Raw genomic sequence first — 16,827 nt, forward strand, 5'->3', positions numbered from 1 at the left:
GGAAAGCCAAGAACATGCTGTCAAGAACCGCCGACCATCTGTTCTGGATGTCGCGCTACATGGAGCGCGCGGAAAACACCGCCCGCATGCTGGATGTCACCTACCAGACCGCGTTGCTGCCGCAGTCGGCTGCGGTGGCCGAGCAGGGCTGGCGCGGCCTGCTGAGCATCTCCGAGCTCATCTTCGACTACCAGAACCGCTATGGTGCGATCGACGCCAAGCAGGTGATGGACTTCATGGTGCGCGACGAGCGCAACCCCTCGTCCATCCTGTGCTGCCTGCGCGCGGCGCGCGAGAACGCCCGCGCGGTGCGGGGCTCGCTGACCACCGAGGTCTGGGAGACCACCAACCAGACCTGGCTGGAGTTCAACCGCCTGGTGGCGGATGGCCTGCTTGCACGCGATCCGGCCGCCATCTTCGAATGGGTCAAGTTCCGCTCGCACCTGTCGCGCGGCGTGTCCGTGGGCACCATGCTGCAGGACGAGGCCTTCCACTTCCTGCGCATCGGCTCCTTCCTGGAGCGGGCTGACAACACGGCCCGCCTGCTGGACGTGAAGTTCCATGCGGTGGAAAGCGACTTCTACGGCAGCGCCGACGAGCGCGACGGCGACTACGACTTCTACCACTGGTCAGCGATCCTGCGTTCGGTGTCCGCGTTCGAGATCTACCGCAAGGTCTACCGCAACGTGATCCTGCCGGAGAAGGTGGCCGAGCTGCTGATCGTCCGGCCGGACATGCCGCGTTCGCTGGCGCACTGCATGAACGAGGTCGTGACCAACCTGAAGCTGGTGGCCAATGCGCAGTCGGGCGAGACCCTGCGCCGGGCCGGGCGGCTGCGCTGCGACCTGGAGTACGCCCGCATCGACGAGATCCTCTCCACCGGCTTGCACGCCTATCTGTCGCAATTCCTCGACCGCGTGGGCGACCTGGGCGCAGGCATCGCCCGCGACTTCCTGGTGGCCTGCGACTGAGTTCGGTCCGGCTTTGTCACAAGGGCCGGTGTTTTCCTGTGGGAGCATCGCCGGCCCTGTCCCATTGATCCGATTCATGCGCCCTGCGGGGTGCCGAGGTAAGGCCCGTGTCCATCCACGTCGCGCTCAAGCACGTCACCCATTACCGCTATGACCGGCTGGTGAACCTGTCGCCGCAGGTCGTTCGCCTGCGTCCGGCACCGCACTGCCGCACGCCAATCCTGTCCTACTCGCTGCGGGTGGAGCCCACCAAGCACTTCACCAACTGGCAGCAGGACCCGTTCTCCAACTACCTGGCGCGTCTGGTGTTTCCGGAGCCCACCACCGAGTTCAAGGTCACGGTGGACCTGGTGGCCGAGATGTCGGTCTACAACCCCTTCGACTTCTTCCTGGAGCCGGGGGCCGAGACCTATCCGTTCACCTATGAGCCTGGCCTGGCGGCCGAGCTGGCGCCGTACTTGGTGGCCGAAACCCCCACGCCGGCCTTTGCCGCCTTCCTGGCGACCATCGACCGCAGCGAGGCCCGCACCATCGACTTCCTGGTCGGCCTGAACCAGCGCCTGCAACACGACATCTCCTACCTGATCCGCATGGAGCCGGGCGTGCAGACGCCCGAGGAGACGCTGACCAATGCCTCCGGTTCCTGCCGCGACACCGGCTGGCTGCTGGTTGAGACGCTGCGCCACCTGGGGCTGGCGGCGCGCTTCGTGTCGGGCTACCTGATCCAGCTGAAGCCGGATGTGAAGTCGCTGGACGGCCCGAGCGGGACCGAGGTGGACTTCACCGACCTGCATGCCTGGTGCGAGGTGTACCTGCCCGGCGCGGGCTGGATCGGCCTGGACCCGACCTCGGGCCTGATGGCCGGGGAAGGGCACATCCCCCTGGCCTGCACGCCGGCACCGTCCAGCGCGGCGCCCATCACCGGGGCCGTGGACGAGTGCGAGGTCGAGTTCAGCCATGAGATGGGGGTCACCCGCATCTACGAATCGCCGCGCGTCACCAAGCCCTACAACGAGGACCAGTGGGCCGGTGTGCAGCAACTGGGCGAGCGCGTGGATGCCCAGCTGCTGGCCGACGATGTGCGGCTCACCATGGGCGGCGAGCCGACCTTTGTCTCGGTGGACGACCGCGACGGCGCCGAATGGAACACCGATGCCCTGGGCCCCACCAAGCGCATCTTTGCCCAGGATCTGGTGCAGCGGCTGCGCGACGAATACGGCCGTGGCGGTTTCCTGCACTTCGGCCAGGGCAAGTGGTACCCGGGTGAGCAGTTGCCGCGCTGGGCGCTGTCGATCTATTGGCGCACCGATGGCCAGCCGTGCTGGAGCGACCCCTCGCTGTTCGCCGACGAGCGCGACATGCACCAGTACACCAGCGAGGATGCCAAGCGCTTCCTCGCCACGCTGACCCGTCACCTGGGCCTGGACGACAAATTCATCCAGACCGGTTTCGAGGACACCTGGTACTACCTGTGGCGCGAGCGCCGCCTGCCGGTCAATGTCGACCCCTTCGATTCACGCCTGGACGACGAACTGGAGCGTGGACGCCTGCGCCGTGTGTTCGACCAGGGCCTGGACCAGGAAGTGGGCTATGTGCTGCCCCTCAAGCGCGCCGAAGGGCCGACGCTCAATGGCAGCAGGTGGGAGACTGGCCCCTGGTTCTTCCGCGACGAGCGCATGTACCTGATCCCAGGCGACTCGCCGATGGGCTACCGCCTGCCGCTGGATTCGCTGCCCTGGGTGAAGGACAGCGAGTACCCGTACCTGGTCGACTACGATCCCTTTGCGCCCCGGGGCGAGCTGCCGCCCGCGGCCGAGCTGCGCCGGCAGATGCTGGGCCTGGGAGGTGGTGCGCCCACGGGCGAGGCCTATGCCGCCCGGCAGGCCGGCAGCGGCTTTGCCGAAGGCGGCACCGTGGCCCTGCAGAACAGCCCGCAGGGCGGGGCCGCCGCCGGCGTCGGGGGTTTGCCGGCGGCGGGGTCGGTGGCCTCGGAGGCCTACCCGGAGCGCTTCCAGTCCGCCCACTGGATCACCCGCACCGCGCTCTGCGTGGAGGTGCGCGACCCGCGCCGCGCCAATGGGCCCAAGGCGGAGAAGGTGGGGCAGGTCAGTGGCGTGCTCTATGTCTTCATGCCGCCGCTGGCGCACCTGGAGGACTACCTGGAGCTGTTGACCTCGGTCGAGGCGACGGCGGCTGAACTGGGCATCAAGGTGGTGCTGGAAGGCTACCCGCCGCCGCGCGACCCGCGCCTGAAGCTGCTGCAGGTCACGCCCGATCCCGGCGTCATCGAGGTCAACATCCACCCGGCCCACAGCTGGAAGGAGCTGGTGCAGCACACCGAGTTCCTCTACGACGCGGCCTGGCGTTCACGCCTGTCGACCGAGAAGTTCATGCTCGACGGCCGCCACACTGGCACCGGTGGAGGCAACCACTTCGTGCTGGGGGGGGCGACGCCGTCCGATTCGCCCTTCCTGCGCCGGCCGGACCTGCTGGCCTCGCTGCTGGCCTACTGGCACAACCACCCCGCGCTCAGCTACCTGTTCTCGGGCCTGTTCATCGGCCCGACCAGCCAGGCTCCGCGGGTGGACGAGGCGCGCAACGACCAGCTGCGGGAGATGGAGATCGCGCTGGGCGAGATCGAGCGCAACAAGGGCGTCTATGGGCAGGACATGCCGCCCTGGCTGGTGGACCGCACGCTGCGCAATGTGCTGGTCGATGTCACCGGCAACACCCACCGCAGCGAGTTCTGCATCGACAAGCTCTACTCGCCGGACTCGTCCAGCGGCCGCCTGGGCCTGCTGGAACTGCGGGCCTTCGAGATGCCGCCGCATGCCCGCATGAGCATCGTGCAGCAACTGCTGCTGCGCGCGCTGGTGGCCCGCTTCTGGAAGGATCCCTACCGGGCGCCGCTGGTGCGCTGGGGCACCGAGCTGCACGACCGCTTCCTGCTGCCCACCTTCATCCAGATGGACTTCGAGGATGTGATCGAGGACATGCAGCGGGCGGGGTACGCCTTCGACAGCGCCTGGTTCGCGCCGCACTTCGAGTTCCGCTTCCCGAAGATCGGCGAGATCGCCGCGCGTGGCGTGCACATGGTGTTGCGCAACGCGCTGGAGCCCTGGCATGTGATGGGCGAGGAGGGGTCGGCCGGCGGCACGGTGCGCTTCGTCGATTCCTCGCTGGAGCGCATCGAGGTCAAGGTCAGCGGCCTGGTCGATCCGCGCCACCGCGTCACGGTCAATGGCGTCACGCTGCCGCTGCAGCCCACCGGCCGGGTGGGCGAGTACGTGGCGGGCGTGCGCTTCCGTGCCTGGCAGCCGCCCTCGGCCCTGCACCCGACCATCGGCGTGCATGCGCCGCTGACGGTGGACCTGGTGGACACCTGGGCCCAGCGCTCTCTGGGCGGGGGGCGCTACCACGTGGCCCACCCGGGCGGGCGCAACTACAGCACCTTCCCGGTCAACGCCTTCGAGGCCGAGAGCCGCCGCCTGGCGCGCTTCTTCCCCTTCGGCCACACGCCGGGCAAGATGGTGGTGGCCGAGGCCGAGCGCAGTCTGGAATTTCCGTTCACGCTGGACCTGCGCAAGGTCGGGCGCTGACGGGCCGGACATGATGTTTCCGTGACACATGACCCGTCAGGCTGGGCCCCCCCCGAACCCGGGCGCTGGTCCGACAAGGCATGATCACGGGATGTCTTCCGGTGTTCCCCAGATCGTCCCGTTGCCGCCCCAGCAGTCCAGCCTGCTGTCCGACGAGGCACTCGACCCCCTGGCCTTGGCCCAGGGGGCGATGCAGCGTGGCGACGAAGGCCACTATGACGAACTGACGGGGCGGGTCAACACGTCCGGCGCCGGTTCGGCCGAGCTGGCGCCCGCCTGGCAGCAGTTCTTCCAGTCCTCCGGGGTCGAGGGCTGGATGGACCTGCCCAACCGGGTCGAGCGCCTGCGCCACCGCGTGCGCGAGGACGGCGCCACCTACAACGTCTACGATGACCCCGACCAGCCCACGCGGCCCTGGCCGCTGGAACTGCTGCCGATGCTCATCGGCGCGGAGGAATGGCCGGCGATCGAGCGCGGCGTGGCCCAGCGGGCCCGGCTGCTGAACGCGGCCATGGCCGACATCTATGGCGAGCGGGTGCTGCTCGACCGCGGGCTGCTGCCGCCCTCGCTGGTGCTGGGGCATCCGCAGTACCTGCGGCCCCTGCATGGGGCCGAGCCGTTGGGCGGCGTGCACCTGCACGTGGTGGCCTTCGACCTGTCGCGTAACCCCGATGGCGGCTGGCGGGTGCTGTCGCAGCGCACCCAGGCCCCTTCCGGGCTGGGTTACCTGATCGAGAACCGGCTGATCGTCTCGCAGCAGTTCCCGGAGGCCTTCCGCGACCTGCATGTGCAGCGCCTGGCGGCCAGCTTCCAGATGCTGATGGAGGGGCTGATGCGGCTGTCGCCGGCGGGGGCGACCTCGCGCGCGGTGCTGCTCACCCCGGGGCCCCACAACGAGACCTACTTCGAGCATGTCTTCCTGGCCCGCTACCTGGGTCTGACACTGGTCGAGGGCGGTGACCTGACCGTGCGTGCCAACCGGCTCTACCTGAAGACCCTGCGCGGCTTGGAGCGGGTCCACATCGTGCTGCGCCGGGTGGATGACGAGTACCTGGACCCGCTGGAGCTGCGACCCGATTCGGCGCTGGGCGTGCCCGGCCTGGTGCAGGCCATCCGGGCCGGCGAGGTGGTGGTGGCCAACGCCCCCGGGGCGGGCTGGCTGGAAAGCCCGGGCCTGGCCGCCTTCTGGCCAGGCGTGGCCCGCCACCTGCTGGGCGAGGAGCTGCTGCTGCCCGGGGCCACAAGCTGGTGGTGTGGCGAGAAGACCGTCTGGGACAGGCACAAGAGCCGGCTGGAGGAGTTCGTCGTGGCGCCGACCTTCCCGGCCAGCGACACCACCCGCAGCTTCGCGCCCGTGCTGGCCGCGACCCAGGCGCCCAGCGCCCGGGCCGGGTTGGCAGCGCGCATCGAGGCCGAGCCGGCCGCGCACACGCTGCAGTCCCGCACCCGGCCGTCGGAGATGCCGGTCTGGCACGAGGGGCGGCTGGAGCCGCGCCCGGCTGTGGTCCGCGTGTTCGCCATTTCGGACGGGCAGGGCGGCTGGTCGGTGCTGCCGGGCGGCATGACCCGGGTGGCCACCCGGCGCGAGGCCATGCACGACCCCTGGCTGTCCATGCAGCGCGGCAGCGCCAGCGCCGACACCTGGGTGCTGACCCATGGCCCGGTGGACCCGACCTCGCTGCTGCCCAAGCCGCTCAGTGCGGCCGATCTGGCGCAGATGCACCGCAGCGTCACCAGCCGCTCGGCCGAGAACCTGTTCTGGCTCGGCCGCTACACCGAACGGGCCGAGAACTCGGTGCGCCTGGCGCGGCTGGCGCTGGAGTCGCTGTCCGGCGCCGCCCTGCATGAAGCCTCGCCGGCCGTGCTGACGGTGCTGGACCTGCTGACCCGCCGACACGGGCTGGTGGGCGGCAGCGTGCCCTCGCCGCTGCAGTCGCAGCGGGTGTTCGAGCGTTCGCTGGTGCATGCGCTGGGCGATGCCCGCGGCAGCGCCAGCGTGGCCTTCAACCTGCAGGCGCTGGCGGGCTGCGCCCAGGCCCTGCGCGAGCGCCTGTCCCAGGACCACTGGCAGCTCATCCGCGAGGCCAGTGAACAGTTCCAGGCCCAGCTCTCGGCGGTGTTCGAGTCCGGCTCGGCCGATCCACTCACCGAGGTCATTGGCGTGCTGACCCAGGCTGACAATGCGCTGGCCGCGATCACCGGTGGTCAGACCGACCGGATGACCCGGGACGACGGCTGGCGCCTGCTCAGCGTGGGCCGCCAGATCGAACGTTTGGACTTCCTCTCCCATGCACTGGCCTGCTGTTTCGAACACGGGTTGCAGGAGCGCGACGACGGTTTCGCGCTGATGCTGGGTCTGTTCGATTCCACCATCACCTACCGGGCCCATTTTCAGGCCCGGCGCGAGGCGGCCCCTCTGCTGCACCTGCTGGTGTTCGACACCGACAACCCCCGCTCGCTGGCCTGGGTGGGGCGCACGCTGCGCGACCGGCTGGTCAAGCTGGCCCGGCACCAGCAGGCCTGGGCGCAGGAGGTGGTGGCCGGCCTGCCGCGGCCGGAGCAGTGGTCGCTGGAACAGCTGTCGGCCGAAGGCACGGACTCCGGGCACCCGCTGCTGATCGCCTCGCTGCAGGCCTGCAGCGTCCAGGCCCAGGCCGTGTCGGATGCGATCGGCCGCAAGCTGTTCTCGCACGTGGGGGCGACCGACCGGATGGTGTGGCAATGACGACCCTGCGCTGGCTGCGCGTGCAGCATGAAACCCGCTACGACTACGACGCACCGGTCGAGCTGGCCCACCACGTGGCCTACCTGAGTCCGCGTGCCACCGATTCCCAGCGGGTGCGCGACTGGACGCTGACCATCGACCCCACGCCGGACGAATGGCTGGAACTGCACGACGGCGTGTCCGGCCCCGACCTGGCAGCCTCCGCGCTGGTGGTGCCGACGGCCCAGTCCAGCGTCGACAGCTGGGGCAACCGGCGCATGGCCTTCAGCCATTCCCGGGTGCACGAGCAGCTGACGGTCATCTCCACCTTCGAGGCAGGACTGACCACGCCCGAGCTGCCCGATGTCTCGCGCAGCCCGGCCTGGGAGGACGTGGCGGAATCGCTGCGCTACCACGCGGGGGCGGTGCATTCGGAGGCGGTCGAGTTCACGTTGCCGTCGCCTTTCGTGCCGCACTCGCCGCAGCTGGCGGCCTTTGGCCGGCTGGCCTTCACGCCCGGGCGCAGCGTGGTGGACGGTGCGCTGGCGCTGATGTCGCTGGTGCACGAGCGCTTCGAGTACCAACCGCTGGCCACCTCGGTCAACACCCGCGCCACCGAGGCCCTGAGCCTGTCGCGGGGGGTCTGCCAGGATTTCGCCCATGTGATGATCGGCGCCTGCCGCTCGCTGGGCTTGGCGGCGCGCTATGTCAGCGGTTACCTGTTGACCCAGCCCCCGCCCGGTCAAGCGCGCCTGGTGGGCGCTGACGCCTCCCATGCCTGGGCCGTGGTCTGGTGCCCGGAGAACGGCTGGCTGGCGCTGGACCCGACCAATGATGTGCCGGTGGGGCTGGACCATGTCACCCTGGCCTGGGGGCGCGATTATGGGGATGTGGCGCCGCTGCGCGGCGTGATCCGCGGGGGCGGCCGGGCCGTGCCGCGCGTGGCCGTGACCGTGGAGCCGCTGGAGGAGCCGCCCGCGGTCCGGCCGGTGGTGAAGGGGAAGTCATGAGACAGAACAGCGCGCGGCGCAGCTGGTTGAAGCAGGTCAGCGGCTGGAGTCTGGCCTGGTGTGCCAAGGCGGCCACCGCCGGCACGGCCCCGGCTGGTCTGAAGCCGCTGGGCCAATGGGATTTCGCGCAACCGCAGGCCGGTCGCGCTTGGCGTTTCACCGCCAAGCCAGCGGCCGCCACCAAGGCCGGCGTGCTGCAGGCCCAGCTGGCGCTGGATGCGCAGCTCTACGAGCCCACGCCGGGGCACCCGGCCTGTCCGCTGGCGGCGGCCGAGCTGCCGCTGACGGACGCCCGTTGGCGCCAAGGGCGGTTCCAGCGGCTGCTGATCGAGCTGGACGTGAGCCGCTGGGCCCTGGGCCTGGGCCGTTTCGACGACGACGTGCCCCGGCTGGAGCTGGTCTACCGCGGCCAGCGCCATCAGCTGGGCCTGTCCGGCTTCAAGAAGATGCCCGGCACGGTGCAGGTGAGCTGGACGGCGGCCGACGGTCTGCAGGCCCGTTATGACGGCGTGGCCAGTGGACGGCGCTCGCGCAGCACGGCCGATGCGGGAGCTCCGTCGCTGCGGCTGTGGATCGATGGCTGCTCCGAGGCTGGCGCCCAGTCGCTGCGCATCGACCGGCTGACGCTCTGGGGGGCCTGAGCCGCTCGGCGGGGCGTCAGTGCAGCGCCGGGCCGTGCAGGCGGCGCCAGGTCAGCGAGGGCAGCTCACCATAAAGCTCGCGGTAATCCTGGGCGAACAGGCTCAGGTGCCAGAAGCCCCATTGGGTGGCGGCCTCGGCCACCGAGCGGGCCTCGCGCAGCGCGCGGCGCGCGCCGGCCAGCCGCACGGTACGCAAAAAGGCGGCCGGCGCCAGCCCCGTCACCTGTTGGAAGGCGGCCTGCAGGGTGCGCCGGCTGACGCCCAGGGCCTGGCACAGCGTGGCCACCGTGTGCGGGGTTTCCGGGTCGGCCCGCACGAAGGCCTGGGCCTGGGCCACCAACTGGGCGGCCCGGTGCGGCGCCGGTGACGCCGGATGGGCGTCGCTGCCCGGCAGCAGCGCCAGCACGTTGGACATCAGGGCCTGTTGCAGCCGTTCGCAGGCGGCACCATCGGCCAGCCGGCCGGGCAGGGCGTTCATCAGCTGCAGTGCCTGGGCCAGTTGTTCGCGCAAGGCGTTCAGCCGGGCGGGATCGGCCTGGTGCAGGCCGGCCTGACCGGCCAGACGCCGCAGGGCCGGGCGCTCGTCCTCATCCGCCAGGGCCAGCAACGGGGCCAGCGGCAGGTCCACCCCGGCCATGGACAGGCCCTCGGGGGTCATGAACTCGAAGCCATCGCGGCCGCTGAAGCAGCAGAACAGGGCGTCACGCATCGGCCCTTGCCAATCGGTGCGGCCGCAGAAGCTCACCGCGCCCTGGCCCAGCGACATCGGCACGCCCAGGGCCAGCCGCTCGGCCGGCCGTGCACCACGCTGCAGCAGGCGCCGGCTGGTGTCTTCCACAAACAGGTGCATCGACGCCGAGCGTGCCTCGATCACCTGGCCGCAGAACGGCCCGGCGGACAGCTGCACATAGTCTTGTTGCCAGCCCTGCAGCAAGGTCGCCTGCTCGTCCACATCCGAGGACGAACGGTGATGCACCAGGGGGGCGGCGGAGGGCAGGCTCATGGCATGAGGCTTGGGGGAATGCCGTGTCCACGCAAACCACGTGCCATGCCTGGCGCCGGCGCGCCCCAAGGGCCCGACAGAACCCTGGTTGCCAATTTGCGATAGACCCCGACCGCCGCGGTGCGGACCATCACGCCATTGCATCGAGCGAGGAGTGAACGCAATGAGTCAACCTGGGCAACTGAAGCCGGCGCTCAACGCCTGGCACCTGTGGGGCCTGGCCGTCGGCCTGGTCATCTCCGGCGAGTACTTCGGCTGGAGCTACGGCTGGGCCAGCGCCGGCACGCTGGGCTTCCTGGTGGCCACCATCCTGGTGGCGGCCATGTACACGACCTTCATCTTCAGCTTCACCGAGCTGACCACCGCCATCCCGCACGCGGGCGGCCCGTTCGCCTATGCGCAGCGCGCCTTCGGCCCCACCGGCGGCTTCATCGCCGGCTTTGCCACGCTGGTGGAATTCGTCTTCGCGCCGCCGGCCATCGCGCTGGCCATCGGCGCCTACCTGAACGTGCAGTTCCCGGCGCTGGACCCGAAGTGGGTGGCGGTGGGGGCCTACCTGGTCTTCATGGCGCTCAACATCGTCGGCGTGAAGACGGCGGCCACCTTCGAGCTCTTCGTCACCATCCTGGCCATCTTCGAGCTGCTGGTCTTCATGGGCGTGGTGTCGCCGGGCTTTTCGATGGCCAACTTCGTGGCCAAGGGCTGGGCCGGTTCGGACACCTTCAGCCCCGCCGCCTGGTCGGGCATTTTCGCGGCCATCCCGTTTGCGATCTGGTTCTTCCTGGCCATCGAAGGCGTGGCCATGGCCGCCGAGGAGGCCAAGGACCCGCACCGCACCATTCCCCGCGCCTACATCGGCGGCATCCTGACCCTGCTGGTGCTGGCCCTGGGCGTGATGTTCCTGGCCGGCGGTGCCGGCGACTGGACCAAGCTCTCCAACATCAACGACCCGCTGCCCCAGGCCATGAAGATGATCGTGGGCGAGCACAGTGGCTGGCTGCACATGCTGGTCTGGATCGGCCTGTTCGGCCTGATCGCTTCCTTCCACGGCATCATCCTGGGCTACTCGCGTCAGATCTTCGCGCTGGCCCGTTCGGGCTACCTGCCGGGCTTCCTGGCGGCGGTGCACCCGCGCTTTGGCACGCCCTGGGTGGGCGTGCTGGCCGGCGGCGTCGTGGGCATCCTGGCCATCTTCAGCGACCAGTGGATCGTCATCGGCGGCCAGCCGCTGACGGCCAACATCGTCACCATGTCGGTGCTGGGGGCCATCGTCATGTACATCATGTCCATGGCCAGCCTGTTCGCGCTGCGCCGCAAGGAGCCGGGCCTGGCCCGTCCCTTCCCGGCCATCGGCTACCCGGTGCTGCCGGCCATCGCCCTGGTGCTGGCGGTGGGCTGCCTGATCACCATGGTCTGGTTCAACACGCTGCTGAGCGCCATCTTCCTGGGTGCCATGGCCGTGGCCTGGGTGTACTTCCACTTCTTCACCGCCCAGCGGCGCGCCGCAGTGGCCGAGCTGACCGTGGTCAGCGTCGAGGTGGTGCAGACCCAGGGCTGAGTGGATACTGGCTGGCATGGCATACACCCACACCCTGGGCGGGCAGGTCTGGTCCTTTGCGGATCTGAAAACCCTGCTCGCCAAGGCCAGCCCACTGCGCTCGGGCGATGTGCTGGCCGGCCTGGCGGCCAGCAGCGCGGCCGAGCGCATGGCGGCCCGCATGGCGCTGGCGGATCTGCCGCTGCGCACCTTTCTGAACGAGGCGCTGATCCCCTACGAGGCCGATGAGGTCACGCGCCTGATCCTGGACCGCCACGACGAGGCCGCCTTCGCCGAGATCGCCCACCTCACCGTGGGCGACTTCCGCGACTGGCTGCTGATCCAGGCGGTGGCGCCGGACGGCGAAGCGGCGCTGACCCGGGTGCGGGCCGGCATCACGCCCGAGATGGCGGCGGCCGTCAGCAAGCTGATGCGCAACCAGGACCTGATCCTGGTCGCTCAACGCTGCCGGGTCATCACCCGCTTTCGCAACACCCTGGGCCTGCCGGGCCGCATGGCCATGCGCCTGCAGCCCAACCACCCGACCGACGACGCCCGCGGCATCGCCATCTCCACGCTGGATGGGCTGCTCTACGGCGTGGGCGATGCGGTCATCGGCATCAACCCGGCCGGCGACGGCCTGGGCCCCTTGACCGGGCTGATGCAGCTGATGGACGAGGTGATCCAGCGCTTCGAGATCCCGACCCAGTCCTGTGTGCTGACCCACGTCACCAACCAGATCCAGGCCATGGAGCAGGGCGCGCCCGTGGACCTGGTGTTCCAGTCCATCGCCGGCACCGAAGCGGCCAACCGCAGCTTTGGCATCGACCTGGCGGTGCTGCGCGAGGCGCGCGAGGCGGCGCTGAGTCTGAAGCGCGGCACGCTGGGCGACAACGTCATGTACTTCGAGACGGGGCAGGGCTCAGCCCTGTCCGCCAATGCCCACCATGGCGTGGACCAGCAGACCTGCGAGGCCCGCGCCTACGGCGTGGCCCGCGCCTTCGAGCCGATGATCTGCAACACCGTGGTCGGCTTCATCGGGCCGGAGTACCTCTACGACGGCAAGCAGATCATCCGCGCCGGGCTGGAGGACCATTTCTGCGGCAAGCTGCTGGGCCTGCCGATTGGCTGCGACGTTTGCTACACCAACCACGCCGAGGCCGACTCGGACGACATGGACACGCTGATGACCCTGCTGGGCGCGGCGGGCGTGACCTTCCTGATCGGTGTGCCGGGGGCGGACGACGTGATGCTCAACTACCAGAGCACCTCCTTCCACGACGCGCTGATGCTGCGCCAGGTGCTGGGTCTGAAGCGGGCCCCGGAATTCGAGGCCTGGCTGCAGCGCATGGGGCTGACCGACGAAGCAGGTCAGTTGCTGCCGGTGACGCCGGCGCACCCGCTGCTGCAGCACTTCGGAGGGTATTGAGATGGCCAGCGATCTCGTCCGCCCCGACCCCTGGGCCGGTTTGCGGGCCCAGACCCCCGCGCGGGTGGGGCTGGGCCGCGTGGGCGGCAGCCTGCCCACACGCGAGCTGCTGGCTTTTGGCGCCGCCCACGCCCAGGCGCGCGATGCCGTGCACCTGCCCCTGGACGTGCCGGCGTTGACGGCGCGCCTGGCTGCCTTGGGCGACCCCGAGGTGCTGGCGGTGCAGAGCGCGGCACCCGACCGGGCTACCTATTTGCTGCGGCCGGACCTGGGGCGCCGGCTGTCGGCGGCCAGCGCCCAGATGCTGGACGGCCGAGCGGCCGTGCCCTGCGACCTGCTGCTGGTGATCGGGGACGGCCTCTCGGCCGCCGCCATCGAGCGCCAGGCGGTGCCGCTGGTCGAGGAACTGCTGGCCCTGCAGCCCGAGGGCTGGACGCTGGGCCCGCTGGTGGTGGCCACCCAGGCCCGCGTGGCCTTGGGCGATGACATCGGCGCGCGCCTGGGCGCGGCCCAGGTGGCGATGTTGATCGGCGAGCGGCCGGGGCTCAGCTCGCCCGACAGCCTGGGCATCTACCTGACCCACGCCCCCCGGGTGGGCCGCAGCGACGCGGAGCGCAATTGCCTGTCCAACGTCCGGCCCGAAGGCCTGCCCCCGGCCGAGGCGGCCCGCAAGCTGTGGTGGCTGGCCCAGGCGGCGCGGCGGCTGCAGCTGACGGGGGTGGGCTTGAAGGACCGCAGCGACGAACGGGCGCTGGCCGGCGAAGGCTGAGCGGCTTCAGACCGGTGTCAGCCGCACCACCGGCCGTTCCGGCTTGCGCCGGGCCACTTCGGTGAAACCGGCTTCGGTGTAGAGCGAGGCCGGGCCGAACCACAGGGTGTCATCCTCCAGCGGGCCGGGCTTGTCGACCGGGTAGGCCTCCAGCGTGACACCGCGTTGGCGGGCTTCCTGCACGGCTGCGGCCAGCAGGGCCCGGGCCACGCCACGGCCCCGGTGCGTGGGGCGCACCACGAAGCAGATCAGCGACCAGACGGGCAGATCGTCGACCGGTTTCATGACCGGCGAGCGTGCCAGCTTGGCGAAATCCTCGCGCGGGCCGAAGGACAGCCACCCGACCGGTAGCGAGCCTTCGTAGGCCAGCAGGCCGGTGAAGTGACTGGTGTCGACCAGGGCCTGGAAGGCGTCGTGGTTCAGGTCGGCCCGGCGCTGTCCGGCCGGGACGACCGGCTCACCGCTGCGCCGGTAGTACATGCACCAGCAGGTGCGTGCCTGGGCGCAGCCCCGGGCCAGGAACAGGTCTTCCAGGTCCGGCCAGCGGGCCGGAGTCAGGGGCGCGGTGCGCAGCGGGGGCAAAGGGGTTGGCATTAGCCGCCATGCTGCCACGCCCGCGGCGCTCAGGCCAGTGGAGGCTTGCCGGCACCCAGCTGGATGGCCTTGAGCAGGGCGCTGGCCGCCATCTCGGCGTTGAGCGAACGCTCCAACGGGGCGCGGCACAGGCCCGCCTGCTCGTAGTGCAGGTTCTCGTAGACCATTGAGGCCGCCGGGAAGGCCTGCAACAGCTTGTCGAGCGCGTCGTCCATGGCCACATCGGCCAGCTGGCGCTGCAGCTGTTGCACCACCAGCCGGTACTGGGCCGGGCTGACCTGCAGCGGTTGCGCCTCCAGCCGCTGCAGCAATGCAGCGCTCTCAGCCACCGCCTTCAGGCGTTGAGGAAGAACAAGCACATGCGAGGTGTCCATGCCACCCCAGCTGGGGGCACCGCGCGGCATTTCAAGGCTCAAGGTGTGCGGTGGAGGGCATGCGCCGCCCGTGTCAGCTCATGGTCGGCATGGGCGACGCGGCAGGCGGCCAGGCTGGCCAGGGTCAGGCGGCGCAGCAGCCACTCGTCGAGGGTGCCGGCCACCTCGGGTTCGATCGGCGCGGGCCAGGCTGCGGGCAGGTCTTCATCGTGCCGGCTGCTCAAGCACTGGGCGATTTCGGCGGCTCGGGCCTGCAGGGCCGGCTCCAGCCGGGCCCGGTCCAGCTCGGTTTGACGATGGCTGAGCAGGCGCCGCACACCGGAGAGCTGGGCCAGCAGCACATGGCTTTGGACCAGCAGGCCAGCCAGGGTGCGCAGCGGCAGTTGCGCCGAAGCGGGTTCCACCGCGGTGCGGCGCGCGGCCAGGGCCAGTGCGCCGATGGCGTCATAGGCCTGCCGGCGCGCCAGCCGCAGCGGCAGGTCCGATTGCGTTGGGTCGGGCCAGCGCAGCACCTGTGCGGTGAGTGCCGCCAGGGCCCGGCGCGCCCGGGCGGTCAGCATGGGCAGGCTGCGGTATTCCCACCAGGGCCACAGGTAGCTGGCCCCCCAGGCCAGCGCTGCGCCCAGCACGGTGTCCCCCAGCCGTTCGCTGACACCAAAGCCGCTGTCGGGCGCCATCAGGTGGGCCTGCAGCAAGGCCATCACCGTGGCCGCTGCGGCCGTGACCAGGTAGCGTCGATTGACGAAGGCGTGGGCCGTTCCCGCGGCCAGCAGGAAGATCACGTCGCTCAGCACGGTGATGTGGGTGATGGCCAGGGCCAGCACCAGCAGGCAGCCCAACACGGTCCCCAGGATGCGGGCATCCCGGCGCGACAGGGTTTGCTCCAGGTTGCCGCGCAGCACCACCGCCACGCTCAGCACCAGCCAGTTCGGGTGCGAGGCCCAGGGCAGCCACAGCGCCAGGCTGTAGGCTGCCGTCAGGGCCAGCGCACTGCGCAAGGCATGGCGCAGCACCGGTGAACGCCAGTGCAGCTGAGAGGCCAGCGAGGCCCACGGCCAGCCCTCCGGGGTGACGAAGCGCAGCAGCTCGTGGCGCGGCGGCAGCGGCTGGCCGGAGCCCTGCACCAATGCGTTGTGCAAGTTGTCCAGGTCCTGCAGCAGGTGTTCGCCCCGGTCCAGCAGGATCTGGCCCAGGCGGTTCAAGGCCTGGCCGTCCTCCCCGGCCAGGCTGCCACGCAATCGGTTGTGCAGGGCTTGCTGCGGCAGGGGCGGTGGCGGTGCGGCGCCTTCCAGGGCCTGTGCCTGGTGGTCCAGGGCATCGCCCAGGGCCCCCAGCCACTGGCCCAGGGCCTGACGGGTGTGCTGTGCGGCGGGGTCGTGCCCCAGGGCCCCCAGGTCCAGCTCACTGACCATCAGCGCATCGCGCAGTTCGATGGCCTGCAGCAGCGCGTCGGTCAGGCGCAGTGCGGCGGGGACATCCTGGGCTTCGAACAGCAGGTCCCGTGCCGCCTGGATGTGTTCATCCAACGTGGCCTGGTGGGTGATCCAGTGGGCCAGCGCGCTCTGGGCGTCAGCCGTGTCGGTGGCGGGCAGGGCCAGCAGATGGCCACGCGCCCGCAGCAGCGCTCCCAGAGAGTGAAAGGCCGAGGCCACGGCCAGTTCGCGCAGGCGCGGCTGCAGCCGGCGGGACACCTGCCAGGCCCAGAACCAGTACAGGGCGGCGCCGGTCACCGTCCACAGCGTGTGGCGGGCGATTTCACTGCCGTCGGCGGTGGGCGCATGGGCCAGCGTGAACACCAGCGCCAGAATGGGCACGAAACTCAGCGGCCCGGCGCGGGGCCCCCAGGCCATGGCCATGGCCGAGGCCGCGCCAACCAGGGCGACCAAACCCGCCAGGGCGACCGGATGGGTGCTGCAGCTGAGCGCGAGCACGCTGGAGAGCGTGCCGATCACCGCGCCCGTGGCCACCCGCAACCGGGTGCGCGCCGGCGCCAGCGGCGTGTCGGGCAGGCTGGTGAAGATGGCACCCGACACGGCGGCCAGGGCGGCGGTGTTCGCCCCCAGGGCCCAGCCCAGCAGGTGCACGAGACCGAGCCCGACAAGCACGGTCAGACCGTTGAGGCCGTGAGCGGGGAGGGCCAGGCTCCAGCGACGCAGAAACGACATGGCGCGCATTCTCACCGAGTGCGCGCCATGT

General features: G+C 70.4%; 12 protein-coding genes. 8 read left to right on the forward strand and 4 right to left on the reverse strand.

The features are described from left to right. Positions 1-14: 14 nt before the first annotated feature. From KGA65_RS06620 to KGA65_RS06640, 5 genes are all read left to right on the forward strand, one after another. A complete protein-coding gene (locus KGA65_RS06620) occupies positions 15-971 on the forward strand; it encodes an alpha-E domain-containing protein (protein WP_225862355.1) in 957 nt (318 codons plus the stop codon). 107 nt (positions 972-1,078) lie between these two features. Next, complete coding sequence (locus KGA65_RS06625) at positions 1,079-4,570, forward strand: transglutaminase family protein (RefSeq protein WP_225862356.1); 3,492 nt, start codon at positions 1,079-1,081, stop codon at positions 4,568-4,570. 91 nt (positions 4,571-4,661) lie between these two features. Then, positions 4,662-7,295, forward strand: a complete 2,634-nt coding sequence (locus tag KGA65_RS06630) for a circularly permuted type 2 ATP-grasp protein (protein WP_225862357.1) — start codon at positions 4,662-4,664, stop codon at positions 7,293-7,295. Further along, complete coding sequence (locus KGA65_RS06635; RefSeq protein ID WP_225862358.1) at positions 7,292-8,284, forward strand: transglutaminase family protein; 993 nt, start codon at positions 7,292-7,294, stop codon at positions 8,282-8,284. Before KGA65_RS06630 ends, KGA65_RS06635 begins: the two co-directional genes overlap by 4 nt. Continuing rightward, positions 8,281-8,925 (forward strand): hypothetical protein, encoded by a 645-nt coding sequence (locus tag KGA65_RS06640; protein WP_225862359.1) that lies wholly within the window; start codon positions 8,281-8,283, stop codon positions 8,923-8,925. The genes KGA65_RS06635 and KGA65_RS06640 overlap by 4 nt, the downstream gene beginning before the upstream one ends. A gap of 16 nt (positions 8,926-8,941) precedes the next feature. Here KGA65_RS06640 and KGA65_RS06645 read toward each other — a convergent pair whose 3' ends face one another. After that, positions 8,942-9,928, reverse strand: coding sequence for a helix-turn-helix domain-containing protein (locus tag KGA65_RS06645; RefSeq protein WP_225862360.1), 987 nt, complete (start codon positions 9,926-9,928; stop codon positions 8,942-8,944). Positions 9,929-10,091: 163 nt separating this feature from the next. On the opposite strand from KGA65_RS06645, the gene eat reads away from it, so the two are divergent. The 3 genes from eat to eutC are packed head-to-tail and all read left to right on the forward strand — an operon-like array spanning position 10,092 to position 13,663. After that, positions 10,092-11,486, forward strand: coding sequence for an ethanolamine permease (gene eat, locus KGA65_RS06650; protein ID WP_255650466.1), 1,395 nt, complete (start codon positions 10,092-10,094; stop codon positions 11,484-11,486). A 16-nt stretch (positions 11,487-11,502) separates the two neighbouring features. Then, positions 11,503-12,894, forward strand: coding sequence for an ethanolamine ammonia-lyase subunit EutB (locus tag KGA65_RS06655; RefSeq protein WP_225862361.1), 1,392 nt, complete (start codon positions 11,503-11,505; stop codon positions 12,892-12,894). 1 nt (position 12,895) lies between these two features. After that, complete coding sequence (eutC, locus tag KGA65_RS06660) at positions 12,896-13,663, forward strand: ethanolamine ammonia-lyase subunit EutC (protein ID WP_225862362.1); 768 nt, start codon at positions 12,896-12,898, stop codon at positions 13,661-13,663. A gap of 6 nt (positions 13,664-13,669) precedes the next feature. Here the strand turns inward: eutC and KGA65_RS06665 are convergent, their stop codons facing one another. The 3 genes from KGA65_RS06665 to KGA65_RS06675 are packed head-to-tail and all read right to left on the reverse strand — an operon-like array spanning position 13,670 to position 16,796. Further along, a complete protein-coding gene (locus KGA65_RS06665; RefSeq protein WP_225862363.1) occupies positions 13,670-14,257 on the reverse strand; it encodes a GNAT family N-acetyltransferase in 588 nt (195 codons plus the stop codon). Between the two features lie 29 nt (positions 14,258-14,286). Beyond that, complete coding sequence (locus KGA65_RS06670) at positions 14,287-14,661, reverse strand: hypothetical protein (RefSeq protein ID WP_225862364.1); 375 nt, start codon at positions 14,659-14,661, stop codon at positions 14,287-14,289. A gap of 8 nt (positions 14,662-14,669) precedes the next feature. Beyond that, a complete protein-coding gene (locus tag KGA65_RS06675; RefSeq protein WP_225862365.1) occupies positions 14,670-16,796 on the reverse strand; it encodes an FUSC family protein in 2,127 nt (708 codons plus the stop codon). Between the last annotated feature and the right edge of the window lie 31 nt (positions 16,797-16,827).

Origin of the sequence: Ideonella benzenivorans, from assembly GCF_020387415.1 — a bacterium.
GTDB classification, from domain to species: domain Bacteria; phylum Pseudomonadota; class Gammaproteobacteria; order Burkholderiales; family Burkholderiaceae_C; genus Ideonella; species Ideonella benzenivorans.